Source organism: Ruegeria sp. HKCCA0235A (assembly GCF_013033235.1).
Lineage (GTDB): Bacteria > Pseudomonadota > Alphaproteobacteria > Rhodobacterales > Rhodobacteraceae > Ruegeria.
Genome location: NZ_WQDQ01000011.1, coordinates 68,879 through 92,636, shown reverse-complemented (window position 1 = coordinate 92,636; position 23,758 = coordinate 68,879). Strand labels below are relative to the sequence as shown.

General features: G+C 58.8%; 24 protein-coding genes. 7 read left to right on the top strand and 17 right to left on the bottom strand.

Going from position 1 to position 23,758, the window contains the following annotated elements; all coding sequences use genetic code 11:
• Nucleotides 1-327: 327 nt before the first annotated feature.
• Nucleotides 328-1,782 carry a betaine-aldehyde dehydrogenase gene (betB, locus tag GOW56_RS17640; protein WP_171206695.1) on the bottom strand — a complete coding sequence of 485 codons (1,455 nt, stop codon included), beginning with the start codon at nucleotides 1,780-1,782 and terminating at the stop codon, nucleotides 328-330.
• Between the two features lie 187 nt (nucleotides 1,783-1,969).
• Here betB and GOW56_RS17635 point away from each other — a divergent pair, with 187 nt between their 5' ends.
• Entirely contained in the window at nucleotides 1,970-2,299 is a 330-nt protein-coding gene (locus tag GOW56_RS17635; protein WP_171206694.1) for a hypothetical protein, read from the top strand.
• Between the two features lie 7 nt (nucleotides 2,300-2,306).
• Here GOW56_RS17635 and GOW56_RS17630 read toward each other — a convergent pair whose 3' ends face one another.
• Together GOW56_RS17630 and GOW56_RS17625 are read right to left on the bottom strand one after the other, a co-directional pair.
• On the bottom strand, nucleotides 2,307-2,816 hold the full coding sequence (locus tag GOW56_RS17630; RefSeq protein ID WP_171172063.1) for a potassium channel family protein: 510 nt from the start codon (nucleotides 2,814-2,816) through the stop codon (nucleotides 2,307-2,309).
• A gap of 65 nt (nucleotides 2,817-2,881) precedes the next feature.
• Nucleotides 2,882-3,787: a rhodanese-related sulfurtransferase gene (locus GOW56_RS17625; protein ID WP_171206693.1), complete on the bottom strand. Its 906-nt coding sequence runs from the start codon at nucleotides 3,785-3,787 to the stop codon at nucleotides 2,882-2,884.
• A gap of 96 nt (nucleotides 3,788-3,883) precedes the next feature.
• Here GOW56_RS17625 and pncA point away from each other — a divergent pair, with 96 nt between their 5' ends.
• Nucleotides 3,884-4,477, top strand: a complete 594-nt coding sequence (pncA, locus tag GOW56_RS17620) for a bifunctional nicotinamidase/pyrazinamidase (protein WP_171206692.1) — start codon at nucleotides 3,884-3,886, stop codon at nucleotides 4,475-4,477.
• Here the strand turns inward: pncA and GOW56_RS17615 are convergent.
• Complete coding sequence (locus GOW56_RS17615; protein WP_171206691.1) at nucleotides 4,474-5,004, bottom strand: hypothetical protein; 531 nt, start codon at nucleotides 5,002-5,004, stop codon at nucleotides 4,474-4,476. The two genes, pncA and GOW56_RS17615, sit on opposite strands and share 4 nt — an antisense overlap.
• A 164-nt stretch (nucleotides 5,005-5,168) precedes the next feature.
• On the opposite strand from GOW56_RS17615, the gene pncB reads away from it, so the two are divergent.
• A complete protein-coding gene (pncB, locus tag GOW56_RS17610) occupies nucleotides 5,169-6,461 on the top strand; it encodes a nicotinate phosphoribosyltransferase (RefSeq protein ID WP_152459437.1) in 1,293 nt (430 codons plus the stop codon).
• A gap of 87 nt (nucleotides 6,462-6,548) precedes the next feature.
• Nucleotides 6,549-7,709, top strand: coding sequence for a hypothetical protein (locus GOW56_RS17605; RefSeq protein WP_171206690.1), 1,161 nt, complete (start codon nucleotides 6,549-6,551; stop codon nucleotides 7,707-7,709).
• Between the two features lie 15 nt (nucleotides 7,710-7,724).
• Here the strand turns inward: GOW56_RS17605 and GOW56_RS17600 are convergent, their stop codons facing one another.
• The 6 genes from GOW56_RS17600 to GOW56_RS17575 form a co-directional block, all read right to left on the bottom strand.
• The gene (locus GOW56_RS17600) at nucleotides 7,725-9,176 is read right to left on the bottom strand and encodes an aldehyde dehydrogenase family protein (RefSeq protein ID WP_171206689.1); all 1,452 of its coding nucleotides are present in this window, start codon (nucleotides 9,174-9,176) and stop codon (nucleotides 7,725-7,727) included.
• Between the two features lie 34 nt (nucleotides 9,177-9,210).
• Nucleotides 9,211-10,809, bottom strand: coding sequence for an ABC transporter ATP-binding protein (locus tag GOW56_RS17595; RefSeq protein ID WP_171206688.1), 1,599 nt, complete (start codon nucleotides 10,807-10,809; stop codon nucleotides 9,211-9,213).
• A complete protein-coding gene (locus GOW56_RS17590) occupies nucleotides 10,806-11,621 on the bottom strand; it encodes an ABC transporter permease (RefSeq protein WP_171206687.1) in 816 nt (271 codons plus the stop codon). Before GOW56_RS17590 ends, GOW56_RS17595 begins: the two co-directional genes overlap by 4 nt.
• Complete coding sequence (locus GOW56_RS17585) at nucleotides 11,618-12,565, bottom strand: ABC transporter permease (RefSeq protein WP_171206686.1); 948 nt, start codon at nucleotides 12,563-12,565, stop codon at nucleotides 11,618-11,620. The genes GOW56_RS17590 and GOW56_RS17585 overlap by 4 nt, the downstream gene beginning before the upstream one ends.
• 40 nt (nucleotides 12,566-12,605) lie before the next feature.
• Nucleotides 12,606-13,577: a hypothetical protein gene (locus tag GOW56_RS17580; RefSeq protein ID WP_254447253.1), complete on the bottom strand. Its 972-nt coding sequence runs from the start codon at nucleotides 13,575-13,577 to the stop codon at nucleotides 12,606-12,608.
• A gap of 161 nt (nucleotides 13,578-13,738) precedes the next feature.
• Nucleotides 13,739-15,226, bottom strand: a complete 1,488-nt coding sequence (locus tag GOW56_RS17575; RefSeq protein ID WP_171206685.1) for an ABC transporter substrate-binding protein — start codon at nucleotides 15,224-15,226, stop codon at nucleotides 13,739-13,741.
• Between the two features lie 169 nt (nucleotides 15,227-15,395).
• Between GOW56_RS17575 and panB the strand changes: the two genes are divergently transcribed.
• The 3 genes from panB to glpK all read left to right on the top strand — a co-directional run bounded on the left by panB (nucleotide 15,396) and on the right by glpK (nucleotide 18,631).
• Nucleotides 15,396-16,235, top strand: coding sequence for a 3-methyl-2-oxobutanoate hydroxymethyltransferase (gene panB, locus GOW56_RS17570; protein ID WP_171206684.1), 840 nt, complete (start codon nucleotides 15,396-15,398; stop codon nucleotides 16,233-16,235).
• Nucleotides 16,232-17,083 carry a pantoate--beta-alanine ligase gene (panC, locus tag GOW56_RS17565; RefSeq protein ID WP_171206683.1) on the top strand — a complete coding sequence of 284 codons (852 nt, stop codon included), beginning with the start codon at nucleotides 16,232-16,234 and terminating at the stop codon, nucleotides 17,081-17,083. Before panB ends, panC begins: the two co-directional genes overlap by 4 nt.
• A gap of 69 nt (nucleotides 17,084-17,152) precedes the next feature.
• Nucleotides 17,153-18,631 (top strand): glycerol kinase GlpK, encoded by a 1,479-nt coding sequence (gene glpK, locus GOW56_RS17560; RefSeq protein WP_171206682.1) that lies wholly within the window; start codon nucleotides 17,153-17,155, stop codon nucleotides 18,629-18,631.
• On the opposite strand, the gene smpB is transcribed toward glpK, so the two are convergent.
• The 7 genes from smpB to GOW56_RS17525 form a co-directional block, all read right to left on the bottom strand.
• Nucleotides 18,628-19,104: an SsrA-binding protein SmpB gene (gene smpB / locus GOW56_RS17555; RefSeq protein WP_152459447.1), complete on the bottom strand. Its 477-nt coding sequence runs from the start codon at nucleotides 19,102-19,104 to the stop codon at nucleotides 18,628-18,630. The two genes, glpK and smpB, sit on opposite strands and share 4 nt — an antisense overlap.
• A 58-nt stretch (nucleotides 19,105-19,162) precedes the next feature.
• A complete protein-coding gene (idi, locus tag GOW56_RS17550; protein WP_171172087.1) occupies nucleotides 19,163-19,705 on the bottom strand; it encodes an isopentenyl-diphosphate Delta-isomerase in 543 nt (180 codons plus the stop codon).
• A gap of 201 nt (nucleotides 19,706-19,906) precedes the next feature.
• A complete protein-coding gene (locus GOW56_RS17545; protein ID WP_171172089.1) occupies nucleotides 19,907-20,320 on the bottom strand; it encodes a cytochrome c family protein in 414 nt (137 codons plus the stop codon).
• A 113-nt stretch (nucleotides 20,321-20,433) separates the two neighbouring features.
• Nucleotides 20,434-21,450, bottom strand: coding sequence for a P1 family peptidase (locus tag GOW56_RS17540; protein ID WP_171206681.1), 1,017 nt, complete (start codon nucleotides 21,448-21,450; stop codon nucleotides 20,434-20,436).
• A gap of 82 nt (nucleotides 21,451-21,532) precedes the next feature.
• On the bottom strand, nucleotides 21,533-22,279 hold the full coding sequence (locus GOW56_RS17535) for an SDR family oxidoreductase (protein WP_171117063.1): 747 nt from the start codon (nucleotides 22,277-22,279) through the stop codon (nucleotides 21,533-21,535).
• 60 nt (nucleotides 22,280-22,339) lie between these two features.
• On the bottom strand, nucleotides 22,340-22,759 hold the full coding sequence (gene arfB, locus GOW56_RS17530) for an alternative ribosome rescue aminoacyl-tRNA hydrolase ArfB (RefSeq protein WP_152459452.1): 420 nt from the start codon (nucleotides 22,757-22,759) through the stop codon (nucleotides 22,340-22,342).
• A 263-nt stretch (nucleotides 22,760-23,022) separates the two neighbouring features.
• The gene (locus GOW56_RS17525; protein WP_171117059.1) at nucleotides 23,023-23,667 is read right to left on the bottom strand and encodes a queuosine precursor transporter; all 645 of its coding nucleotides are present in this window, start codon (nucleotides 23,665-23,667) and stop codon (nucleotides 23,023-23,025) included.
• Nucleotides 23,668-23,758 lie beyond the last annotated feature (91 nt).

Here is a 23,758-nt window from a genome sequence, read left to right as displayed (position 1 = left end):
GCCCGTGAAGCAACCGGTGCTGTGGCATTGACGGCAGATGCGTGAAAACGAGACGCCACATCCGAAGGACGGCGGTAAAAGTTCCACGCCTTCAATGAGTTCCGTGGTCAGAGAAATCGCGGACGTGTCTCCTCATCAAACCTGGCCAACCGGTTTGGGATGGCAACGTCTTTGGACACAAATTCTGCAAGCCCGCCTTTTCCGACACGCTGACAGGCATCGGTATTGCCAGTGCAGTACTGCACGCCACTGGCTGGCGCTTCCTCAGCTCCCGGTGCCGGACACCGGGAGCTGAGACGTCAAAAACAGCGGACAACCGTCCTTGATTCAGTACGGAGCCTCAACATCATTCATCGAGACATAGACGGTTTTCATTTCCGAGAAGTGATTGATCGCGAGTTTCGAGTTCTCGCGCCCGACACCGGACATCTTCGATCCACCAAACGGCGCTTCGACCGGGGCAAGGTTGTAGGTGTTGATATAGCAAGTGCCAGCTTCGAATCCGGCCACGATTCGATGCGCCCTGGTCAGATCATTCGTGAAGACACCTGCGGCCAGACCGAACTCGGTGTCATTGGCGCGGGCCATCACCTCTTCCTCGGTCTCGAAATCCAGCACCGACATGACGGGGCCAAAGATTTCCTCGCGCGCGATGGTCATGTTGTCCGTGACGTCAGCAAAAACCGTGGGTTGCACAAAATAGCCGTCTCTTTCGATCCGTTCACCGCCATAAACCAGTCTTGCGCCTTCGGCTTTGCCCTTTTCGATATAGCCCAGGGCGATGTTCATCTGGTTCTCGCTGACCATCGGGCCAAAGCTGACGTCCTCGTCCATTGGATCGCCGATTTTCGCGTGCGCCAGACGTTCCGACAGACGTTTCAGGAATGCCTCTTTGATACCTTTCTGAACGAAGACGCGGGTGCCGTTGGAACAAACCTGGCCCGAAGAGTAGAAATTGCCCAGGATCGCACCTGAAACAGCGTTTTCGATGTCGGCATCGTCAAAGACGATCATCGGGGATTTGCCGCCAAGTTCCATGGTCACATGCTTCATGCCATCCGCCGCAGCAGCATAGACCTTGCGGCCCGTCGGCACAGAACCTGTCAAAGAGACCTTGGCCACGCGCGGATCAGAGACCAGCGAAGCACCGACATCACCGTAACCCTGGATCACGTTGTAGACACCCTTGGGTGCGCCGGCCTCGACAAGAATTTCGGCCACTTTCAATGCCGAAAGGGGCGTGGTTTCCGAAGGTTTGAATACCATCGTGTTGCCGCAAGCCAGTGCAGGTGCACCTTTCCAGCAGGCGATCTGCGTGGGGTAATTCCAGGCGCCGATCCCGACGCACACGCCCAGCGCCTCGCGGATGGTATAGACGAAATCCCCCCCGCCCAGCGGAATATGCTCGCCAGTCAGAGAGGCTGCCAATCCACCAAAATACTCCAGCGCATCGGCCCCCGAGGTGGCATCGGCCACTGTGGTTTCCTGAATCGGCTTGCCGGTATCATGGGTTTCCAGAACGGACAGGTCGTAATTGCGTTCGCGCATGATATCAGAGGCGCGGCGCAGGATGCGGCCACGTTCCGTCCCGGACAGGGCCGCCCATGCTGCCTGAGCGTTTTTTGCACTGTTTAGAGCCTGTTCCACGATCGCCGGCGTCGCTGAATGCAACCGTGCAATCACTTCGCCTGTAGCGGGATAGATCACTTCGATGGCCGCGCCGTTTGTATCTTCGACATATTCGCCGTCAATGAAATGGCTGGCCCGGGGCTGAAACTTCATACCGTGTCCTTTTCTTTCGCACCCGTCAGGACGGGACAAATGGTCAGTCGAAAATCGGCCTATCGGTTATTGATTGACCAGTCAATAAAATCATCAAAGGGGCGGTTTCACGCCTGTCAAACCCCGCAAACCTTGAAATTTTTGGTTAATGTTCTATTTATGTTCTACATAGTCAGAGGACAAACCGATGACCCAGCAAACACGTCCCACAGCCCTGAACGGGCCGAACAACGACTATCACCTGCTTCCGGTCACCGATCGGCAGATGCGGTATGCGCGTGCGATTGCCGAGAAGTCAGCCCTTGAGATTCCGGTTGAGGCACAGCGTGACCGGCGGCTTTTGTCTGACTGGATTTCAGCCCACAAACCACACGGGACCTCACAGTTCGACAATTACCCGACGGGAAAACAAGTCGCGTTTGCCGAGCGGATTTCACGCAGCAAGCGCCGCCCGATCCCATCCGAGTGTTTCCGCGACAAGAAAATGATGTCGCGATGGATCGATCACAACAAATAGCCCCTAATTAGGGTCTATCCGGATCGTGGTTGCGGGCATAAAGCGAAACTGCTGCGGCAACAAACATCCCCAGCAGGATATAGCCCGTTACGGCCTCGGACACAGCGAGCCCACGGCACAGACCGGTCGGGGACATGTCGCCATATCCGACTGTGGTGAAGGTGACATAGGAAAAATACAGGATATCCCCCGGACCCTGCGCACCGATGACACAGTGGTCGTTATACCCAAAGGCCCCGTAAACTGCGGCGAACAGGAATGGAACAACCTGTATGAACGAAACACCCATCAGAAACAAAAGCCTGCGGGGCGATTTCACCTGTGTCATGTAATACCAGGACTGTGACACCAGCCAGATCAACAGCCCGATTGAGGCGACTGTGCCAATCGTATCGCCCGCAGCCGCCTCGCTCAGGCGGGACAGGCCATACCAAGCCAGGAAGCTAGCAAGGACCAGCCCCAGTGCCGCAATCAGGGTCGATTTCCATTCGTCCAATGTCGTGGGTTTGCGATGCATGAACGCCCCCTCAATCCGGATTTCGGGCAATCATCCGACCTAAAGGCATCGCCCGCAACCCGAATTCAATCCTGCCGCAAATGCGCCTCATCCCGTTCCCGCGCCAGCAGGATCTGCTTTTGCCGCTCGCGAAAGCGCATTTTGTCAGCATCGGACGTCTCATTGATGCATTGATGGCATGAAACGCCATGCTCGTATTCCGGGCGCTTCATATCCTCGGGCAGGATTGGACGCCGGCAGCCATGACAAAGCTTGTGCGGCCCTTCAACAAGACCGTGGCCAACCGAAACGCGATTGTCGAAAACAAAGCATTCACCCTGCCAGGAACTGTCTTCGGCGGGGATTTCCTCCAGATACCGCAGGATACCGCCTTTGAGGTGATAGACATCTTCGACCCCCTGCCCCAACAAGTAGTTGGTGGATTTCTCGCAACGGATACCGCCCGTGCAGAACATGGCGACCCGCTTGTTGTGAAAGCGGTCCTTGTTCTGTTCCCACCATGCCGGGAAATCGCGGAAACTGGCCGTTTCAGGGTCTATTGCGCCTTCAAACGTCCCGATTGCCACTTCGTAATCGTTTCGCGTGTCGATCAAAACCACATCGTCAGAGCGGATCAGGTCATTCCACTCCTGCGGGTCGACATAGTTGCCGACACGGGCGCGCGGGTCCACGTCGGGCTGGCCCATGGTCACGATCTCTTTCTTCAACCGCACCTTCATCTTGCCGAAAGGCGGGTGGTCCGAGGTCGCTTCTTTCCACTCCAGATCAGCGCAACCGGGCAAGGATCGGACATGTGACAGCACGGCGTCAATTCCGGCCCGCGGGCCGGCGATCGTGCCGTTGATCCCTTCCTGGGCAAGCAGCAGCGTACCTGTGACAGACTGCGCGCGGCACAGGTCCAGCAAGGGGTCGCGCAACGCGGCCGGGTCCGCGAAACGTGTAAAGTGATAGAGGGCAGCGATTGTGTACATACGCGCGATCTACCTTTGCAGACCCAGAGTCGCAAGGGATTGCATTGACACCCCGCGCGCCGCCGCCTACCGATAGAGCGGTAAAAGGAGGCCGCCATGACCCATGCGCTGCTCGTGATTGATGTCCAGAACGACTTCTGCCCAGGTGGGGCACTGGCCGTGGCAGAAGGGGACGAGATCGTCGCACCGATAAACGCCATGATGGATGAATTCGATGCCGTGATCCTGACTCAGGATTGGCATCCGGCGGGGCATTCTTCGTTTGCCAGTTCCCACGATGGCAAAAACCCGTTCGACCTGGTCGAAATGCCCTATGGCCCACAGGTTCTGTGGCCCGACCACTGCGTGCAGGGCACGCGCGGCGCCGGGTTTCATCCCGAATTGCGCACGGATGGCGACCTGATCCTTCGCAAGGGGTTCCGCAGTGCCATCGACAGCTATTCCGCATTCTTCGAGAATGACCACCAGACACCGACAGGCCTTAAAGGCTATTTGGATACACGCGGTATCAACCGTTTGACCCTTGTGGGATTGGCCACCGATTACTGCGTGCGTTATTCTGCGGTAGATGCCGCCAGGTTGGGTTTCGATGTCACGGTCCGCATGGGCGCGTGCCGCGCGATTGATATGGACGGTTCGCTGGCAGCCGCCGAGCAGGCGATGCGGGACGCCGGAGTCGCTTTGACCTAAGGTGTGGCCCCTGCGGCAGCCAAAAGCTTGATCATCACGAACAGAACAACCGCCAGACCCAGCGCGAACCCAATGCGCCCTGGTATCGTGCGACGTTCCGGGTTGGTTTGGTTTGACGGAGGTGGCGGAACGCGCATCGGTCGGCTGCGTACGATCCCAGCCATGGGTTGCGCGGTTCGCACATAATGCAGGAAATCCCAAAGGTTGAAATCGCCGCAATATTCACCCCGAATTCCACGCGTCCTGATGTTGTCAAACAGCGACCGCAGAATTCGCACCCGATCCGCATGATCCTCGGCCGGAAAAACACCTGGCACGATGCCGCTGTTGCGCGACTCGAGGCTGAATCCGGCATCCATGAAAATCTTGCGGATTTTCGGCGATGTTCCACGCAACGCGTCCGCGGCTCTGATATCGCGGAACACCGCACATACCTGGCGTTCCCTATCAGAGGCAGACCCCAGCTTTTCGGGGTCCAGATCTTCCAGCGCTACGTTAACAATATCAAAATCGTACTCGATACCCATTCACAAACTCAGTTTCGACTTTCCATCCCCTCTTCTCACTAACCGGTAAAAACAATGCACAATATGCCGGTATTGTGACGTCAAACTGGCATTGTCACCAAATCAGTGACTCTTGCTATTTCCAGAGTCGATTGATCTAACTACGGAAATCGCAGGAGTTCCCCATGGTCGACATCGCGACCCGCGTCTACAATCACAAATGGAAGATTGACCCGATTGTACGGTCTTTGATCGATACTGATTTCTACAAACTGCTGATGTGCCAGTCAGTGTTTCGAAACAAGCCTCAAACAGATGTCGTTTTTTCGTTGATCAACCGGTCGAATCACGTACCTCTGGCGCGTTTGATCGATGAAGGCGAGCTGCGGGAACAGCTAGATCACATCCGCTCTCTCAGCCTCAGCCGTGGGGAAAGCACCTGGCTGCGCGGCAACATGTTCTATGGAAAACGGCAGATGTTCCGCTCTGACTTCATGGAGTGGTTCGAGAATTTGCGACTGCCGCCCTATCACCTTGAACGCAAAGGTGACCAATTTGAACTGACCTTTGAAGGCAAGTGGCACGAGGTCATGTTGTGGGAAATCCCCGCGCTGGCGGTGTTGATGGAGCTGCGCTCGCGCGCGGTGCTGAACGACATGCGCCGGTTCGAATTGCAGGTGCTTTACGCCCGCGCGATGACCCGGGTTTGGGAAAAGATCGAAAAGTTGAGCTCGATAAACGGGCTTGGGATCGCGGATTTCGGCACCAGACGGCGGCATTCCTTTCTGTGGCAGGATTGGTGCGTGCAGGCGATGATCGAAGGGCTGGGCGCATCCTTTACCGGAACTTCAAACTGCCTGATCGCCATGCGACGCGAGGTCGAGGCCATCGGCACCAATGCGCATGAACTGCCCATGGTCTATTCCGCGCTGGCCGATACGGATGAAGCGTTGGCGCAGGCGCCTTATGACGTGCTCAGCGACTGGCATGACGAGCATGACGGCAACCTCCGCATCATCCTGCCCGACACCTATGGCACCAAGGGGTTTCTGGACAATGCTCCTGACTGGCTGGCGGGATGGACCGGCATTCGCATCGACAGCGGAGACCCGGCAGCAGCGGCCGAGGTCGCAATAGACTGGTGGAACGCACGCGGCGAAGACCCGACAGGGAAACGGATCATCTTCTCTGATGGTCTGGATGTCGAGAAAATTCAGGAATTGCATGCCCAGTTCGCGGGCCGCGCCAATATTTCCTTCGGTTGGGGAACCTTGCTGACCAACGATTTTCGCGGACTCGTCCCCAATGACGCGCTGGCGCCGTTCTCATTGGTCTGCAAAGCGGTATCCGCCAATGGCCGCCCGACGGTCAAACTGTCGGACAACCCGGAAAAGGCTATGGGTCCGGAGGACCAGATCGAACGCTACAAGCGGGTGTTTGGAGTCGGAGCGCAAAAGGCGATCGAGGTGATCGTCTGAACCACGGCGGTGCATTCATCATTTATCGGCACCTCACCTGATGCTATTTTGGAAGGCATTCCCATTGAGCATTAAGGTTGAGATAAAATGATTTTTGAACCAAAGAACTTCTACGATACCGGCGGATCCCGGGATGAGCTTTCACTTTTTTCCTACGCCGCATACCTGATATCCCGCGCGCAGTTTCTGCAAGCCGAAGGCGATGACAGCGACCTTTTACTGTTGGGCCGCGATTGGGAAGAAACCGACGATGCCGTTCTGTCCAAACAGCTTGTTATGCTCGGATTCCGGCCAATTGACGACCGCCAAACATCCGCCCACGAATACATGCGTTTCTTTGATGACCCCGGTGATCTAAGGCCCGTTGACCTGCTTACTTCGCCAGAGCCTGAGGGGTATTACCAACGTTTGTTCGAGGCGATCAGAGCAGCAGAAGAACAGCCGAGCGTCGAACATATTGACGCTGCTTTGAAGCTTGGGCTGGCGGCCCCTGATTCAATTGTTGCTCTTGCCGCACTGAGTTCGTGCCTCAAACTGTATTCGCCGGAATCTTTTCCGCCACGTCTTTGGCTTGGTGTGTTTATGGCACGTTGGGCGCAGTTGGAGCCGCTCTCGCAAGATTTGCTTACAGTGCTGTCGTCCGCTCTGATTTCAGACCCGCCGGGTTCGAAGGTTCCACCGGCGCCCGCGCAACAGAAAGCCGGTGCGCCGGGGTTGCTTCTGGTTCATGGCACTCACTTCGAAGTCAATCCCGACCCTACATGGTACTATCCCCATGTCGGAGATCTGCACAATTACATCAGGCCGCATCGCAACGACATCTATTCAGGGCAAAACTACTATGAATGGGAGGGCCGGTGGTCCGACCGCGGCCGACATATTGCTGCCAAACACTTGAAAAACTGGATAGATCTTGAGGCTTATCACGGCTGCGATGTGGTTGCCCACAGCCACGGCTGCAATGTCGTCATGAAAGCCGCCGAGATGGGGGCACATTTCAACAAGGTCGTTTTCTTGAGCTGCCCGGTACACTGGCACAAATACAACCTGAATTCAGGCCGGATCAATGTGCCGTATTCTGTTCGGGTCTGGTTTGACCTGGTGATCCTGGCAGATGGCGGAAGACAAAAGTTCCCCGCCAGTGCCAACGTTGCCGACGAGGTCGTCGGAGGTTGGTTCAGTGGGCATTCTGCCACGCGGACATCACAGATTTGGGACAATCATACATTGGAAGCAAAGCTGATCTGAATTGCCTGGGAAATGTTATCCGTGAAACGCGGCAACTGTCTTCAACTGTGAAAAGCCGTACAAAGCTTCGAACCCTTTTTCGCGGCCATGGCCGGATTTTCCCACCCCGCCAAACGGCAGTTCAACACCACCGCCTGCGCCGTAGTTGTTGATGAAAACCTGACCCGAGTGCAGCGCTTTCGCCAACCGCATCTGCCGCGCGCCATCCCGCGTCCAGACGCTGGCGACCAGGCCGTACTCTGTACTATTCGCTATGGTCAGAGCCTGTTCTTCGGTGTCGAAAGGGATCAGAACCTGAACCGGGCCGAAAATTTCGTCCTGTGCCAACTGATGATCTGGCGGCACGTCTGCGAACAAAGTGGGCCGGACATAGGCTCCGGTCTCTGGCGCGTCTTCGACAATCTGTCCCTGCGCAGCGATCGTCAGGTCCGTGGCGGTTTTCAGGAAGCCCCTGACAATCTGTCTCTGCCGCTCCGAGATCAACGGCCCAACCCGCAGATCCCGCATCGCCGGGCCGACGGTCAGTTCTTCATAGGCCTGAGACATGCGCGATCTGACCTGCTCATAAACGCCCCGCTGCACCAGGATCCGGGACGAGGCCGAACAGGTCTGGCCCGCATTTTGGATACCCGCATTCACCAGAAACGGCAGCGCCGCATCCAGATCGGCATCGTCGAAAACCAATTGCGGGGATTTCCCGCCCAGTTCCAGCGTCACGGGCACCACGTTGCGCCCCGCCGCCTGCTGCACAAGGGCCCCTGTGGCAACAGAACCGGTGAACGAGATGTGGTTTACACCCGAATGTCCGGACAACGCCGCACCCGCCTCGGCCCCCAGACCGGGCACGACATTCAAAGCACCGGCCGGCAGCCCGGCCTGTTGCGCAAGATGGGCAAAGGCCAACGCGGTCAGACAGGCCTCTTCCGCCGGTTTCAGAACACAGGCGTTGCCCATGGCCAACGCCGCCCCGACCGAACGCCCGATAATCTGCATCGGATAGTTCCACGGCACGATATGGCCCGTCACCCCATGTGGTTCGCGCAGGGTATAGACGGTGTAGCCATCGAGATAGGGAATGGTCTCACCCATCACCTTATCCGCCGCGCCGCCGTAGAACTCGCAATAGCGCGCCAGGGCGACCGCGTCTGCCCGGGCCTGTGTCAGCGGTTTGCCGACATCCATCGCCTCAAGCCGCGCCAGGTCGTCCACCCGTTCCAGCACCAGCTGGCCCAGCCGGGTCAGGATGCGGCCGCGTTCCAACGCCGTCTTTCGCCCCCAATCACCATTCAACGCAGAACGGGCGGCTTGTACCGCCGCGTCGATATCCGCCTCGGACCCTCGGGCGATCCGGCAGATCTCGGTCCCGTCCGAAGGGTTGATCAAGGGCAGACTTCCGCCCGCAGCCGCCTGGCTCCAGCGCCCGCCGATCAGGCACAAGGTGGGATCAAACCAAATCTTCTGGGTCATTTTGGGGCCTCCAATCAGGCTCTAACAGGGAACTTTATGCCATCAGTGGCCTTATCTCGGGCAACCGGGGCGCAGCGGCAATCAGGGTTTGCGTATAGGGATGTTGCGGATCTTCGAACACCTGCTTGGTCTGACCCTGTTCGACGATCCGCCCGGACTGCATCACAAGCACACGGTCCGTGATCGTGCGGACAACGCTCAGGTCATGGCTGATGAACAGATAGGTCAGGTCATAGGCGTCGCACAGTTCAGCGAGCAGATCGAGGATCTGAGCACGGACCGAAACGTCAAGCGCCGAAACCGCCTCGTCGAACAGGATCAGTTCGGGCCGTATGATCAGGGCGCGTGCAATAGCGATCCGTTGTCGTTGCCCACCCGAGAATTCGTGGATGTACTTGCCCGCGTCGCCGGGGCTGAGGCCGACGGCCGTCAGTATTTCCGAGATCCGATCCCGCCGGTCTGATCCGGTGGGCGGGTCGTCCAGCAAATGGAAAGGCTCGGTGATCAGGCGCGCGACACGATGACGGGGGTTGAAGCTGCCATATGGGTCCTGAAACACCACCTGCATCTTCCGGCGCACGGCAAGGTTGGGTTTGTGCCCAGTGAAAACCGGCTGACCACCCAGACGGATTTGACCGGACTGAACCTCCTCCAAGCCCAAAATTGCCCGTGTCAGGGTCGATTTTCCACATCCGGATTCCCCGACCAGCCCCAACCGCTCGCCTCGGTTGAGGCAGAAGCTGACACCATCCACCGCCCGGTGATGGCGCGGCGCGTCCAACAGGCCTTTTCGGGGCAATCGGTAGTCCCGGACAACCTGGGTTACCTCCAGCAACGTGTGCGGTTGCGCGGGTTCCGGCAAAGTGACCTGATGACCAGACGCCTCGAACAGCATTCGGGTATAAGGGTGTTGCATGTGACGCAGCAGGTGCTGTGTGGCCCCGCTTTCAACCACTTCTCCGTGGCGCATCACGATGATCTGGTCGGCCATATCAGAGACAACAGCCAGATCATGGGTGATCATCAGCAGCCCCATGTCGTATTCGCGCACCAGCCCCTGGAGCAGGTCGAGAATCTGCGCCTGTGTCGTGACGTCCAGCGCTGTCGTCGGCTCGTCCGCGATCAGCAGCCTGGGGCGCAGAGCGATGGCCATGGCAATGACCACGCGTTGCCGTTGCCCACCGGACAGTTCGTGCGGATAGCGGGAAAGGGGGAACCGATCAGGCGGCAGGCCGACGCGGGTCAGCACCTCTTTGGCGCGTGTTCGGGCCTGAGTCGGGGGCATCGCCTTGTGGATCAGGATCGTCTCCATCACCTGGTCACCGATGGTTTTCACCGGATTGAGCGCTGTCATCGGTTCCTGAAACACCATCCCCAAAGACGCGCCGCGCAAGGCGCATAAATCGAGCTCTGACCGTGTCAACAGATCCTGACCGTCCAGCCAGATCGCACCTTCCGTACTGGTCCCATGCGGCAGCAGTTGCATCACCGCCAATGCGGTCATCGATTTGCCCGAGCCGCTTTCACCCGTCACCGCCACGATCTGGCCGGGGTCGATCGACAAGCTGACCTGTTTCAGAATCGGTATCCCGTGGATCGTCAGCGACAGGTTTTCAATCTGCAACAAACTCATGCCCGCGCCACCCTGATCCGGGGATCCAGCCAGTCCCGCATTCCGTCGCCCAACAGGTTCAGACCCAGCACCGTGACGATGATCGACAGACCCGGAATCAGAGCCAAATGCGGGGCAAAACTGACCATCGTCTGTGCGTCTGCCAGCATCCGGCCCCAGCTGGGCGTCGGAGGTTGAGCGCCCAAACCTACATATGACAGGCCCGCTTCGGCCAGAATGCCAAGGCTGAACTGGATGGTCCCCTGCACGATCAGCAGATTGGCCACGTTGGGCAGAATATGTTCAGCCGATATCCGCGCGGCCCCTTTGCCCGACACACGGGCGGCGAGGATGAACTCTCTCTCCCAAAGCGACAAAGCAGCCCCGCGGGTGATACGGGCAAAGACGGGGATGTTGAAAATGCCGATCGCAACAATGGCGTTGATCGCTCCGGCGCCATAGACGGCCGTGATCAGGATGGCGATCACCAGCGAAGGGAAAGCGAAGACCAGATCGTTGCCACGCATGATGACCTCATCCAGCCATGAGCCTTTGCGCGCGGCCGCCGCCAGTCCAAGAGGAACGCCGATTGCCATGCCGATGCCGACGGCCACCAGCGCCACCGCAATTGACGTACGCGCACCGACCATGATCATCGAGAACATGTCGCGGCCGAAATGATCGGTCCCAAACCAATGCTGCCCGTTTGGTGGCTGCAATTTATTGGGAATGTCCAGCGCGGCATGGTCGTAGGGGGTCCAGATGAACGAGACCAACGCGGCCAGAACCACCAGCGACGACAACAAGGCCCCAAGGATCAGGTTCCGGTTCATGTCCTGCTCCTCAGTCGTGGGTCCACGGCCGCATAAGCAAGATCGACAAGGAAATTGACCGTTATCACAGCAAAGACCAGCAGCATCACGACCGATTCCACGACGATGAGGTCTCGGGCAGAAATGGCCTGAAACACCAGCCGCCCGAGGCCCGGCAGATAGAACACCTGTTCGATGATGATCGATCCCGCCAGCAGAAAGGAAAACTGCAAGCCGATGATGGTCAGCACCGGAATCAGCGCATTTCGCACCCCATGCCGCCAAAGGGCCTGACGACGGGACAGACCCTTGGCCCGAGCCGTACGCATGAAATCCTCACCCAGAATGTCCAGCAAGGCCGACCGCATGACGCGCGCCAGAATCGCCGCTTGTGGCAAGGCAAGAGCCACGGCAGGCAGGGTCAGGGAATGCAGGCCGACCCACAGACCGTCGTTCCAACCGGCAAACCCGCCCGCATTGAACCAGCGCAGATTGATGGCAAAGATCAGCACAAGCATCATCGCGAACCAGAAGTTCGGGACTGCGATGCCAAGCTGCGTCGCCCCCATCACTGCAAGGTCCCCCGGTTTGCCCCGACGCGCAGCGGCATAGATTCCGGCGGGAAAGGCGATCAACGTGGACAGCGTCAGCGCGTAAAGCGCCAGGGGCAACGACACCCACAGCCGCTCAGCGATCATCTGCGACACCGGTGTGCGATAGGTGTATGACGTGCCGAAATCGCCCACCAGCATGCCGCCAACCCAGTGGAAATAGCGCTGTATCCTGGACCCATCCAAGCCCAACTCGGCCCGCAGCGCCGCCAGCGTGTCCTCCTGCGCATTGACGCCCAGCATGAACGAAGCCGGATCACCCGGGGCAACCTCGATCACGGCGAAGATGACCACCGAGGCGACGGCCAGGCTGACAAGCAAGGAAATCAGTCGTTTGAGGACGTAGCGGAGCATTGGCACCACGTTAGGGTCACATCAGGCACGGGTCCAGCGTCTAAGGCACCAGAAGGAAAGCGGAAACCGCATAGGCAACGATCGCGGCATAGCCCAGTGGATAGATCCACTTGATCGCATAATTGTCCAAAGTGCGCGCCGCCCCCTCCTTGCCGGACACTTTCAATCGTCGCAGCGCGACGTTGAACACGATCAGCGCCCCGGTCATCAGGAACATGCACTGAAGGACAAAATCCAGAAAAGTCAGATAACCCAGCTTGGGCAGATCTGCGGATATTGCCCAGTTGAACGCGACGAAGACCAACAGGTTGCCGCCCGCAATCTCGATCCTCCGGCGGTATTCATCCAGAAAAAACAGCGCCCAGCCGACCGATATCAAGACAAGCATCGGCAGGAAAACCCGAATGACGTAATAGGTCAGGTGTCGATTGCCCTCAAAAACAAGCGCGACCTGATCGCTTTCTTTGCCGGATAGACCCAAGACCCTGGATGTTTCCAACCGTGCATTGTTCAGAATCCATTCTTCTTCGCCCAACTGATCTCCGAGGCCAGAGAATTCGTTCAACGGATGGTAATTTACGTATTCAGAGGGAAAGACCGAAACGACCTCGAAATGAAACTCCTGCGTGTCGAACGGGTATTTTCGGAAATCGAAATGAGGCGCCTGGAGTGTAAGAGACGATTTTTCGACATACAGCACCCGTCCGTCGTAACGCAGGGATGCGGCGGATTCGTGGATCCACTTGTTGGACTGCTGATTGTGAATGACAAAAGCCGGCAGAACGGACCCGATACTTGCCGCGTGATTGGCAAGGTCGGGCGGGTTGAAGACCCGGACATCCCTCCCCAGTTCCTCGGGATCAAACGCCAGCGCCGGATCGGTCCATTCCACCCGCAAGACCACAACCGCGCCATAGTTTTCGGCCTTTTGATCAACACCGGTGATCTGGTCGATGCGAATGCCGATCCCAACGTTCAACGGGTTCTCGGGCGTTCCGGGCGGGGCATCCATCCGACCCCCCAACACATTCTGCGCCGTGGCCGCGACAGAGGAACCGAGCACCAGAAAAAAACCTAAAACCAAGACGGGAATGGCACGGAGCAAGAACATACGTGAGAACACCCTGACACAATGGAAGGCCCGGGCCGCCCGGCGCGGCCCGGGCTGTAACATTACTCGGACCAGCTGATCTGAGTCAGATCGATTGCGGCGGTGGGCGCGTTCTCCCAAAGGCCCTGAACGCCGACTTTCGCAACGCCCAGTTTGGCCAACTGGAACAGGTAGCCATTGACATAGTCGCTTGCGATCAGGCGCTGCGCCTCACCCAGCAAACGGGTGCGTTCTTCGGGGTCGGTGGTGGTGTTCAGAGTGTCCATCAGCGCCTGAAAATCCGTGCTGTCATACTGAAAGTAATAATCAGGCCGCGCATAAATACCGATATCCATAGGCTCGGTATGGCTGACGATGGTCAGACCGAATTCCTTGCCCTTGAACACGGATTCCAGCCATTGGGCCCATTCCACATTGATGATCTCGGCCGTGATGCCGACCTCGGCCAGCTGCGCCGCTATGATTTCGCCCCCACGACGGGCGTAAGACGGCGGAGGCAAATGCAATGTCGTCTCGAACCCATTTTCGAATCCCGCCTCTGCCAGCAACTCTCTGGCTTTTTCGGGGTCGTAAGCGGATTGCGCGGTCAGATCGACGTAAGCCGGATTGTGCGGCGCAAAGTGGGTTCCGATCGGCGTGCCATAACCAAACATTGCGCCGTCGATGATCGCCTGCCGGTCAATGGCATGGGCCAATGCCTGACGAACAAGGATATCATCAAACGGAGGCTGCTTGTTGTTGGTGGACAGGATCGTCTCACCTTCGGTCGACCCCACAAGGACCTGAAAGCGCGGGTCGGCCTCGAACTGGGGCAGGTTTTCCGGCGCCGGGAAGTTGTCAAACACGTCGACATCCTCGGCCATCATGGCGGCAAAAGCGGCGGTCGGGTCCGAGATGAACTTGAACGTTGCAGTCTCTAATGCGGGCTGTTCGCCCCAGTAATCGGGGTTTCGGTTCAGCGTGATACTGTCGCCCTGCACCCAGTTTCCAAAGGTATAGGCACCGGTACCAACCGGGTTGGTCTTGATGTTGTCTATGCTTTCCGGCGCGACGATGACCGCATCCCCCCAGGCCAAGTTGAACAGGAAATTTCCGTTCGGCTCTGACAGGGTGACTTTCACGGTCAACGGGTCGACGACCTCGACGGTTTCGATACCGGCAAACAGGGCCTTCTGCGCGTTGGCGCTGTCTTCCGCGGTTGCGCGGTCAAGGCTGAATTTGACATCCTCGGCGTCCATGGTGGTGCCATCATGGAAGGTCACCCCGTCATGCAGGTTAAAGGTATAGACCGTCCCGTCTTCGGAAATCTCCCAGCTTTCCGCCAATCCGGGCACGACCGAGCCGTCGCCCATGAAACGTGTCAGGCCTTCGAAGATATTGGTGTAAACCACCGAGTCGATGGCTTGCGCCGCGGCGCTTGTCGGGTCCAGATGCGGAGGCTCAAGCTGCATCGCAATGGTGATGTCCGACTTGGCCAAAGCCTGCGTGGCAAGCAGGCTGGCCCCTACGGCCAGGGTCGATGCAAATGTCCGGAACAGGAATTTTGTCATGTGAATTCTCCCTACTGAAATGGGTTGTGCCCTTGTTTTCAGGGCCATTTTACTGACAGTCTTCCTGTAAACCTCAGGTCAATCAAGGGAATGTTCGCGCAACCGGGGTTTCTTCGGCCCCTCCCGATCTGCTATGCCGCACTGCAACATAATACTGCAGGAGCGATCCATGAGCGCCACCGCCCGCAAGAAAGCCCCGAACGCCGAGGACATTCGCGCCCGAAAAGGCGGCGAACCTCTGGTCTCTTTGACCGCCTATACCACGCCAATGGCGCGCCTGATGGACGCCCATTGCGATTTCGTGCTGGTCGGTGACAGCGTCGGCATGGTGCTGCACGGGCTGGAATCCACGCTGGGGGTCACGATGGAGATGATGATCCTGCATGGTCAGGCCGTATCACGCGGCCTGAAAAGTGCGATGATGGTCATCGACATGCCTTTCGGAAGTTATGAAGAAAGCCCGGCGCAAGCCTTTCGTAACGCCGCACGCCTGATGGCGTACACAAATGCAGGCGCGGTCAAACTGGAAGGCGGGGTGGAAATGGCTGAAACCATCCGCTTTCTGGTGAAACGAGGCATTCCGGTGATGGCTCATATCGGACTGACGCCGCAGTCGATCAATACGCTGGGCGGCTACAAGGTGCAGGGCCGGGACGAGCAGGCTGAAGCCGTCATGGCGGATGCCCGCGCCGTGACCGAGGCTGGCGCGTTCTCGGTCGTTCTGGAGAAAGTGCCCCAAGGTCTGGCGAACCAGATCACCGAAGAGATTGCAATCCCGACCATCGGCATCGGTGCATCTGCGGGCTGTGACGGGCAGATTTTGGTCGTGGACGACATGGTGGGCTTTTTCACCGCCTTCAAACCCAAATTCGTCAAACGCTATGCCGAGCTTGGTCCGTTGGCCGAAGCGGCCATCGCGGAATACGCGGCCGAAGTCCGCGCGCGGACCTTCCCGGCGGATGAACATGTCTTTGCCGATCAGGCTCCGGCCAAAGGACAAAAGACATGACCGCACCGATTCTGCGCTCTCTGGCCGAGCTGCGTGCCAAAACCACCACTTGGCATCGAAACGGTGAGACCATCGGCGTGGTTCCGACCATGGGTGCGCTGCACGAGGGGCATTTGTCACTGGCACAGGCGGCGAAACAGGGCTGCGACCGGGTGATCGTGACGATTTTTGTGAACCCCAAGCAGTTCAACAATCCCGAAGACCTGGCAAATTACCCCCGCACCGAGCATGAAGACGCCCAAAAGCTGGCCCCTTATGGTGTGGATGCGATCTATGTGCCAGACCCGCAGGAAATCTATCCGGAAGGGTTTTCGACGACGGTATCGGTTGCCGGTCTGACCGACGTGATGGAAGGCCCCTTCCGCCCCGGACATTTCGAAGGTGTCGCCACGGTGGTCGCCAAGCTGTTCCTGCAAACACAGGCGGATCGAGCCTATTTCGGGGAAAAAGACTATCAACAGCTGCTGGTTGTCCGCCGGATGGCGCGTGATCTGAACATCCCAATCGAGGTGATCGGCTGCCCGACTGTCCGAGAACCTTCGGGCCTGGCGATGTCGTCGCGCAATCTTCTTCTTGCCCCCCAAGGGTTGAAGGTTGCAGAACAAATGAACGGCGTCATGCAACAGGTGGCCGACGATCTGGCTAAGGGAGCAGGCTTTGCCAAACTGGCGCAGGATGCCAAGAAAACCCTGCTGAAGGTCGGGTTCACCGAAGTCGAGTATGTCGACCTGCGCTGTGCCGAGACGCTGGAAAGCCTGTCCAGCGCAAGTCGACCCGCCCGCCTGTTCGTCACAGCCTGGGCCGACGGTGTCCGCCTGATCGACAATATCCCTGTCAATCCGGCCTGATTTCTGCACTGGCCCCTTCGCCATTGTTTGCGCTAAAGTCCGGCAAAACGATACCGGGGGAGAGCGGAAATGACCCATATTCTGGCAATCGATCAAGGCACTACGTCTTCGCGCGCCATTCTGTTTGACGCGCAGATGCGGCCTGTCGGCACTGCCCAGCAGGAATTTCCCCAGCACTTCCCGCAGGAAGGCTGGGTTGAACACGACCCCGAGGATATCTGGTCCAGCGTTCTGCACGTGTGCCGTGAGGTGATGGAAACCACCGGCGTTTCAGCGGATCAGATTGCCGGTATCGGCATCACCAACCAGCGCGAAACGACGGTTGTCTGGGACAAACAGACCGGCAAGGCCATCCACAATGCCATCGTCTGGCAGGACCGCCGCACCGCCGATATCTGCGCGCGCTACAAACAGGCCGGGTGCGAGGATGACGTTACCGCTCAGACCGGTCTGCTGCTGGATCCTTATTTCTCGGGCACCAAGGTCAAATGGCTGCTGGATACCGTTTCGGGTGCCCGCGCGCGGGCAGAAGCCAGAGACCTGCTGTTCGGCACGATCGACAGTTTCTTGATCTGGCGGCTGACCGAAGGCCGTGTTCATGCAACCGATGCCACCAACGCCGCCCGTACCCTGCTGTTCGATATTCACTCGGGCACGTGGAGCGCCGAGATTTGCGACCTGCTGGATGTGCCCCTGAACCTTTTGCCCGAAGTGAAGGATTGCGCCGCGGATTTCGGAACCACCACTTTGCTCGGGGGCGACATTCCCATTCTGGGCGTTGCTGGCGACCAGCAAGCCGCCACCATCGGGCAGGCCTGTTTCCAGCCCGGTATGATGAAATCAACCTATGGCACGGGTTGCTTTGCGCTGCTGAACACCGGCGCGCAGCCGGTTCAGTCGAATAACCGCCTGCTGACGACGATCGCGTATCAACTGGACGGCCGACGAACTTATGCGCTGGAGGGTTCGATCTTTATCGCGGGGGCCGCAGTGCAATGGCTGCGCGACGCGTTGCAGATCATTGATGCGGCGCCACAAAGCGGCGAACTGGCGGCTCAGGCCGATCCGAACCAGCATGTGGTGCTTGTGCCCGCCTTCACCGGCCTCGGGGCGCCTTATTGGAAACCTGACTGTCGCGGAGCGCTGTTCGGGCTGACGCGCAATTCCGGCCGGGCCGAGATTGCCCGCGCCACGCTGGAAAGCATCGCCTTCCAGACCCGCGACCTGTGGCATGCCATGCAGGGCGACTGGGGCGCCGATGCCGATGTCATCCTGCGCGTCGATGGCGGGATGGCCGCGTCTGACTGGACCATGCAAGGCCTGTCGAACTGTCTTGGCGCGCCTGTGGACCGCCCTGTCATGCAAGAGACGACAGCCCTGGGCGCCGCATGGCTGGCAGGCATGAAAGCCGGAATTTATCCGGATCAGGCCGGGTTTGCGGAAACATGGGCGCTGGATCGCCGGTTCGAACCAACGCAGGAACAAGCCGAACGCGATGCGGCTTATGAGCGTTGGCAACGTGCGGTACAGGCAGCGATGGCGTTCTAGCTGTGGTCTTTCAACAAACGCTGTTTCTGCCGTGACCAATCCCGCTTGGCCTGGGTTTCGCGCTTGTCATGGGTTTTCTTACCCTTGGCGATGCCGATCTTGATCTTGGCCAACCCCTTGTGGTTGAAATACAAAACCAGCGGCACCAGCGTCATGCCCTTGCGCTGGGTTGCATTCCACAAATCGGACATCTGTTTGCGGGACACCAGCAGCTTGCGACGGCGGCGTTCTTCGTGCTTGAACACTTTGGCCTGCTCGTATGGCGCGATATAGCTGTTGACCAGCCACAGCTCGCCATCATCGACGGTGGCATAGCTTTCCGCGATGTTGGAGCCACCCGCGCGCAGGGATTTGACCTCGGATCCTTGCAGAACGATACCGCATTCGATGTCGTCCTCGATGGCATAATCGAAGCGGGCGCGCCGGTTTTCGGCGATCACTTTGTAATTCGGGTCTGTCTTCTGCTTGGCCATGACGCGTTGATTTAGGCGGCTTGCGCCGCCCTTGCAAGGCACGGATTTCCAGCCGAGGTCATGATTTGGCAGAAATGATCAGATCCGGGCCAAAAATCGTGTCCGCGTGGTTGTGAAGATATATCTTCAACCAGGGCGTAAACCGGTCCGGGTGGCGTTTCACCTCGGCCAACAGATCGTGATAGTCGATCCAACGGATATCCATGACTTCATCCGGGTTGGGCGCGATTTTCAGCGGGCCGCGGACATGGGCCAGAAAGACGTCGACAACCTCGTTTTCCACCATGCTGTTGCCGACATCGGCGTGATATTCCAGCCGGTGTCGGTATTCGGGATACAGACCTGTGATCCCAAGCTCTTCACGCAGGCGGCGCACGGCACAGGTGGACGAGCTTTCGTCCCAATCGGGATGCGTGCAGCAGGTGTTCGCCCAAAGGCCGGGCGTGTGGTACTTGCCCAATGCGCGACGCTGTAACAGGATCTCGGTCCCCCGTACGACAAAAACCGACACAGCCTTGTGCTTGAGCCCCTTCTCGTGAACTTCAAGCTTGTCTACAGGGGTCAACTCACCATCGACCCAAGCTGGGATCATGATACCCATCTGTCCTCTCCTGCTGCCAATCCGCCTGACGAGCCCTGATTTTGATTATTGCTGTTGCCGGATCGGCTTGGCTTTGCGGCGTTGCTTGGCAATCCGCCGTCTGACTTCAAAGTGCGGCTGTTCCACATTGTTATCAATCGCACCAAAGGCCGCAGGGGCTGCGGCCTTTGGTCCTTGTGCAGTGGTGCACAGTATCAGGTGTTATTCACCCGACACGCTTGCGATATAGGCATAGACGTCTTCGGCGCCCTTTTTCAGCTTGAAGGTCATTTTCGATTTGGCGGATGTGTCATCCAGATAGGTTTTCAAAAATGCCTTGGGGTCCTGAGCATACTCGACAAAAGTAGTTTCGTCCCAGACCAGACCCTTCTCACCGGCGGCAACGATGCTGTCTCCGTATTTGAAACCCTCAACGGTGCCAGCGGTGCGGCCCGCGATTCCATAGAGGTTGGGGCCGGTCTTGCCACCTTTGACGATCACTTCGCCTGCCGGGTCGGCGATCATGTGGCAGGACTTGCATTTGTTGAAGGTTTTCTTGCCCGCCTCAGCGTCGCCTTCAGCATAAGCAGGAAGGGCCAGAAGGCCGACGATTGCGGTAGCGAGGATGCGATTCATAGCTTTTGCTCCGATAGAAATTGGCTGCACCGAATGGACCGTCGGCGCAAAAAAGAGTCAACGCGCAGATTGCCGCGCGCGCTTAATGTGCCACTGCGACAAATAGGATGTCCTTAACTTTTGTCATGTACCTCGGACCAGCAAGGCAACAGATCGCCCGCGGCCGGAGTCGCAAGATACACGGCGCGCGCAATAGCTCGCGCCAGGCACAGCGAGGCCGCATGCCCGATGACACCTGGTTCGGTGTCGGTGGCGACACCCCGCGCGCCCGTGCTGACCCCGAATACCAGATCACCATCCCCCGGCGTGTGGGCGGGTACAATGGCGCGGGCAATACCGTCATGGGCGGCAACGGCCAGTCTCTGACATTGCGGTTTGGTCAGGGCCGCATCCGTCGCAACGATGGCAATCGTGGTATTGGCCTTGTCCGGGTTCGCGGACTGCATCACCTGCGCCTTGCGACTGACCGTTGGTTGGCCAAGTCCGGCATTGGAATCAGGCCCAAACCCGCCAAATTCGCCGCCCACTTCAAAGGGGGCTGCCCAGAAATGCCTGTCACCCGGCGTGGTGACACTGCCCAGCGGATTGACCGCGACCAATGCGCCAACGGTAACACCACTGTCCAAAACAACCGAGGCCGAACCCAACCCGCCTTTGTGCATCGCGGTCAAAGCCCCGGTTCCTGCACCTGCAGTTCCGAGTTCGAACCGGTCCGACGCGGATTCGAACGCCGCGCGGCCCAATGCGCGATAGGGATTCTCGTGCCACGCCTTGTCGCCGCCATTCAGCAGGTCGAACAGGATCGCCCCGGGCACGATCGGCACCACGGCGGAACCCACCTGAAACCCGCGGCCTTGGGCATGCAGCGCGTCCATGACACCCGAACAGGCATCCAGCCCGAAGGCCGACCCGCCCGAAAGCACGATCGCATCCACCTTTTCAACGGTCTTGTCGGCGGCCAGCAAATCTGTCTCGCGCGTGCCGGGAGCGCCACCCATCACATGCACCGAGGCTCGGAGTGGTTGCGCGCCGGTCAGGACGGTGACGCCTGATTTCAAAGTTGCGTTCTGTGCGTTGCCGACCTTCAGGCCGGGGACATCCGTGATCAGGTTTCTGGGTCCGGGGATCATGCAAGGCTCGGCGGTTGAGCGGGAAAGCGCGCTGGCGCGCGCTGCCTCCGGCGGGGATATTTTTGGCCAGATGAAGAGCGGGTCAGATGCATCGGCCTCCGTCCACCTCGAGCGCGGCGCCGGTGATCATGCTGGCCTCGTCCGAACACAGGAAACAGGCGGCATTGGCCATATCTTCGGGGGTTGAGAAGCGGCCCAACGGGATGGTCGACAGGAATTTGGCACGGATTTCGGGCGTATCCTCGCCCATGAAGGATTTCAATAGCGGCGTTTCCCCGGCAACCGGGCAGATCGCGTTCACCCGCACGCCGGACGGGGCGAGCTCGACCGCCATCGTTTTGGTTGCGGTGATCATCCAGCCCTTGGAAGCGTTGTACCAGTTCAGGTTCGGGCGCGGTGACAGGCCCGCGGTTGAAGCAACATTCAGTATTGAACCCGCCCCGCGCGCCTTCATGGGTGGAACCAATGCGCGGGCGGTCAGATAGACGGATTTCATGTTCACGTTGAAAACGCGGTCGAAATCCGCTTCGCTGACCTCCTCCAGCGGCGTTGGCAGGTGGGTCACACCGGCGTTGTTCACAAGGATGTCCAGATGGCCGAAGGTTGAGAAAGCCGCATCCGCCATCTTTTGAACCGAAGCGCCCTCGCCTACATCGACCTGCTGGGCAACCGCCTCGGACCCAAGCCGGGTTGCGAGTTCATGCGCAGCATCGCCATTGATGTCAGCGATCATGACACGCGCGCCTTCGGCCAGGAACTTCCTTACGATCCCAGCACCAAACCCGGATGCACCGCCAGTGACGATTGCGGTTTTTCCCTCCAGCCTCATGGTGTTACTCTCCTGCACCTTTTGCAGGCCAGACTATCAACGCCCGGACGAGATGCCAGATCAATCTTCGGACACCTTGCCGCGCAGCGCCTTGACGTCGCCCCGCGCCTTTTTCGCCGCAAGCCTGCGTTTGACCGAACCATAGGTGGGTTTCGTCGCGATGCGCCGCTTGGGTTTGACCAGCGCCTTGCCGATCAGCTCGGCCAGCCTTGTTCGCGCAATTTCCCTGTTGCGGGCTTGGGAACGTGTTTCTTCGCATTGAATGATGATCGCGCCATCCTTGGTCCATCGGCGCCCGGCCAGCCGTTTCAGCCGCGCCTTGACCGGATCGGGCAGCGAGGGTGAGCGCGCGGCTTCGAAGCGCAGTTCAACGGCGGTCGAGACCTTGTTCACATTCTGCCCACCTGGACCGGAGGAACGCATGAAGCTCTCGGTCATTTCCCAGTCTTGCAGAGTGATTTCGTCAGAGATGCGCAACATGGGCAAGACCATAGCTGGAGCGGTTAAAAACAGAAAGGGCCGCCCCGGTGGGACGGCCCTTCGAAAGTTCAGGAGGTCGGGTCGGTTAGATCAATCGACCAGCCGGAGCATACGCTCGGCCAAGGGCTGCCCTAGCAGGCGGTCCCCCCGGTTGTTCCGACACCTCTCTCCAATCTCTTTCTCGACACTGGATCACCTCCTTTTCTATCTGTTGCGGTTGAAAAGGATGGTGACACAACTTGTGCCACTCTCAAAGCGTTTTTTTACGCGGGCCGTGCGGTCAGGCGCGCGACGATCACCTTGAAGGGGATCAGCGCGACCAGGGCCAGCGACAGCTTCACCAGCCAGTCGGCAAAGGCCAGCGTCACCCACAGGGGCGCCTCGGGGCCTGACAGCATGAAGGGCACGGGCTCCCACGCCCAGTTGATGGCCGCATCCGCATCGGCGCCGAAGACGGTCACCGAAGCCGAGAACGCGATTGTGAAGAAGATCGCTGTATCCAGCGCCGACCCGACCAGTGTGGACACCAGCGGCGCGCGCCACCAGCGGCCTTCACGCATGGCGTTGAACACGGTGACGTCGGTCAGCTGCGCGATCAGGAACGCGGTTCCCGAAGCCACGGCGATGCGCAACGGCACGGCGGCGTAGGTGAAGCCGTCGCCCTGCAGCATGATCTGGCTGCCGATCAGCGAGCAGATCACGCCGGTTACGAAGCCGGCGAACACGACCTTGCGGGCCGGGCCCACGCCATAGACGCGGTTCATGATGTCGGTGACCAGAAAGGCCAGCGGATAGGTGAAGGCACCCCAGGTCAACAGCCCGTCAAAGATCAGGAACTGGACCAGGATGTTCGAGGCCACGACGATGGCGGCCATGGCAAGAATGCCGGGAATAAAGTTGCGTTGCATTTTTTGATGCCCGTTTTGACAAGGTAGCGGCGACTTGGCCAAGGGACCGTCCCAAGGCAGGCTGTGCGTTTAGACCTTCATCTGCCGCGTG

Bases quoted from the DNA above. Each gene is read 5' to 3' on its own strand.
- GOW56_RS17590 (WP_171206687.1), bottom strand. From the start codon at position 11,621: ATGAACCGGAACCTGATCCTTGGGGCCTTGTTGTCGTCGCTGGTGGTT.
- idi (WP_171172087.1), bottom strand. From the start codon at position 19,705: ATGGGTATCATGATCCCAGCTTGGGTCGATGGTGAGTTGACCCCTGTA.
- GOW56_RS17580 (WP_254447253.1), bottom strand. From the start codon at position 13,577: ATGGATGCCCCGCCCGGAACGCCCGAGAACCCGTTGAACGTTGGGATC.
- GOW56_RS17540 (WP_171206681.1), bottom strand. From the start codon at position 21,450: ATGATCCCCGGACCCAGAAACCTGATCACGGATGTCCCCGGCCTGAAG.
- GOW56_RS17535 (WP_171117063.1), bottom strand. From the start codon at position 22,279: ATGAGGCTGGAGGGAAAAACCGCAATCGTCACTGGCGGTGCATCCGGG.
- GOW56_RS17630 (WP_171172063.1), bottom strand. From the start codon at position 2,816: ATGCATCGCAAACCCACGACATTGGACGAATGGAAATCGACCCTGATT.
- GOW56_RS17595 (WP_171206688.1), bottom strand. From the start codon at position 10,809: ATGAGTTTGTTGCAGATTGAAAACCTGTCGCTGACGATCCACGGGATA.
- panB (WP_171206684.1), top strand. From the start codon at position 15,396: ATGAGCGCCACCGCCCGCAAGAAAGCCCCGAACGCCGAGGACATTCGC.
- GOW56_RS17575 (WP_171206685.1), bottom strand. From the start codon at position 15,226: ATGACAAAATTCCTGTTCCGGACATTTGCATCGACCCTGGCCGTAGGG.
- GOW56_RS17525 (WP_171117059.1), bottom strand. From the start codon at position 23,667: ATGCAACGCAACTTTATTCCCGGCATTCTTGCCATGGCCGCCATCGTC.
- betB (WP_171206695.1), bottom strand. From the start codon at position 1,782: ATGAAGTTTCAGCCCCGGGCCAGCCATTTCATTGACGGCGAATATGTC.
- GOW56_RS17585 (WP_171206686.1), bottom strand. From the start codon at position 12,565: ATGCTCCGCTACGTCCTCAAACGACTGATTTCCTTGCTTGTCAGCCTG.
- GOW56_RS17625 (WP_171206693.1), bottom strand. From the start codon at position 3,787: ATGTACACAATCGCTGCCCTCTATCACTTTACACGTTTCGCGGACCCG.
- glpK (WP_171206682.1), top strand. From the start codon at position 17,153: ATGACCCATATTCTGGCAATCGATCAAGGCACTACGTCTTCGCGCGCC.
- GOW56_RS17545 (WP_171172089.1), bottom strand. From the start codon at position 20,320: ATGAATCGCATCCTCGCTACCGCAATCGTCGGCCTTCTGGCCCTTCCT.
- GOW56_RS17615 (WP_171206691.1), bottom strand. From the start codon at position 5,004: ATGGGTATCGAGTACGATTTTGATATTGTTAACGTAGCGCTGGAAGAT.
- arfB (WP_152459452.1), bottom strand. From the start codon at position 22,759: ATGTTGCGCATCTCTGACGAAATCACTCTGCAAGACTGGGAAATGACC.
- GOW56_RS17635 (WP_171206694.1), top strand. From the start codon at position 1,970: ATGACCCAGCAAACACGTCCCACAGCCCTGAACGGGCCGAACAACGAC.
- pncA (WP_171206692.1), top strand. From the start codon at position 3,884: ATGACCCATGCGCTGCTCGTGATTGATGTCCAGAACGACTTCTGCCCA.
- GOW56_RS17600 (WP_171206689.1), bottom strand. From the start codon at position 9,176: ATGACCCAGAAGATTTGGTTTGATCCCACCTTGTGCCTGATCGGCGGG.
- GOW56_RS17605 (WP_171206690.1), top strand. From the start codon at position 6,549: ATGATTTTTGAACCAAAGAACTTCTACGATACCGGCGGATCCCGGGAT.
- pncB (WP_152459437.1), top strand. From the start codon at position 5,169: ATGGTCGACATCGCGACCCGCGTCTACAATCACAAATGGAAGATTGAC.
- smpB (WP_152459447.1), bottom strand. From the start codon at position 19,104: ATGGCCAAGCAGAAGACAGACCCGAATTACAAAGTGATCGCCGAAAAC.
- panC (WP_171206683.1), top strand. From the start codon at position 16,232: ATGACCGCACCGATTCTGCGCTCTCTGGCCGAGCTGCGTGCCAAAACC.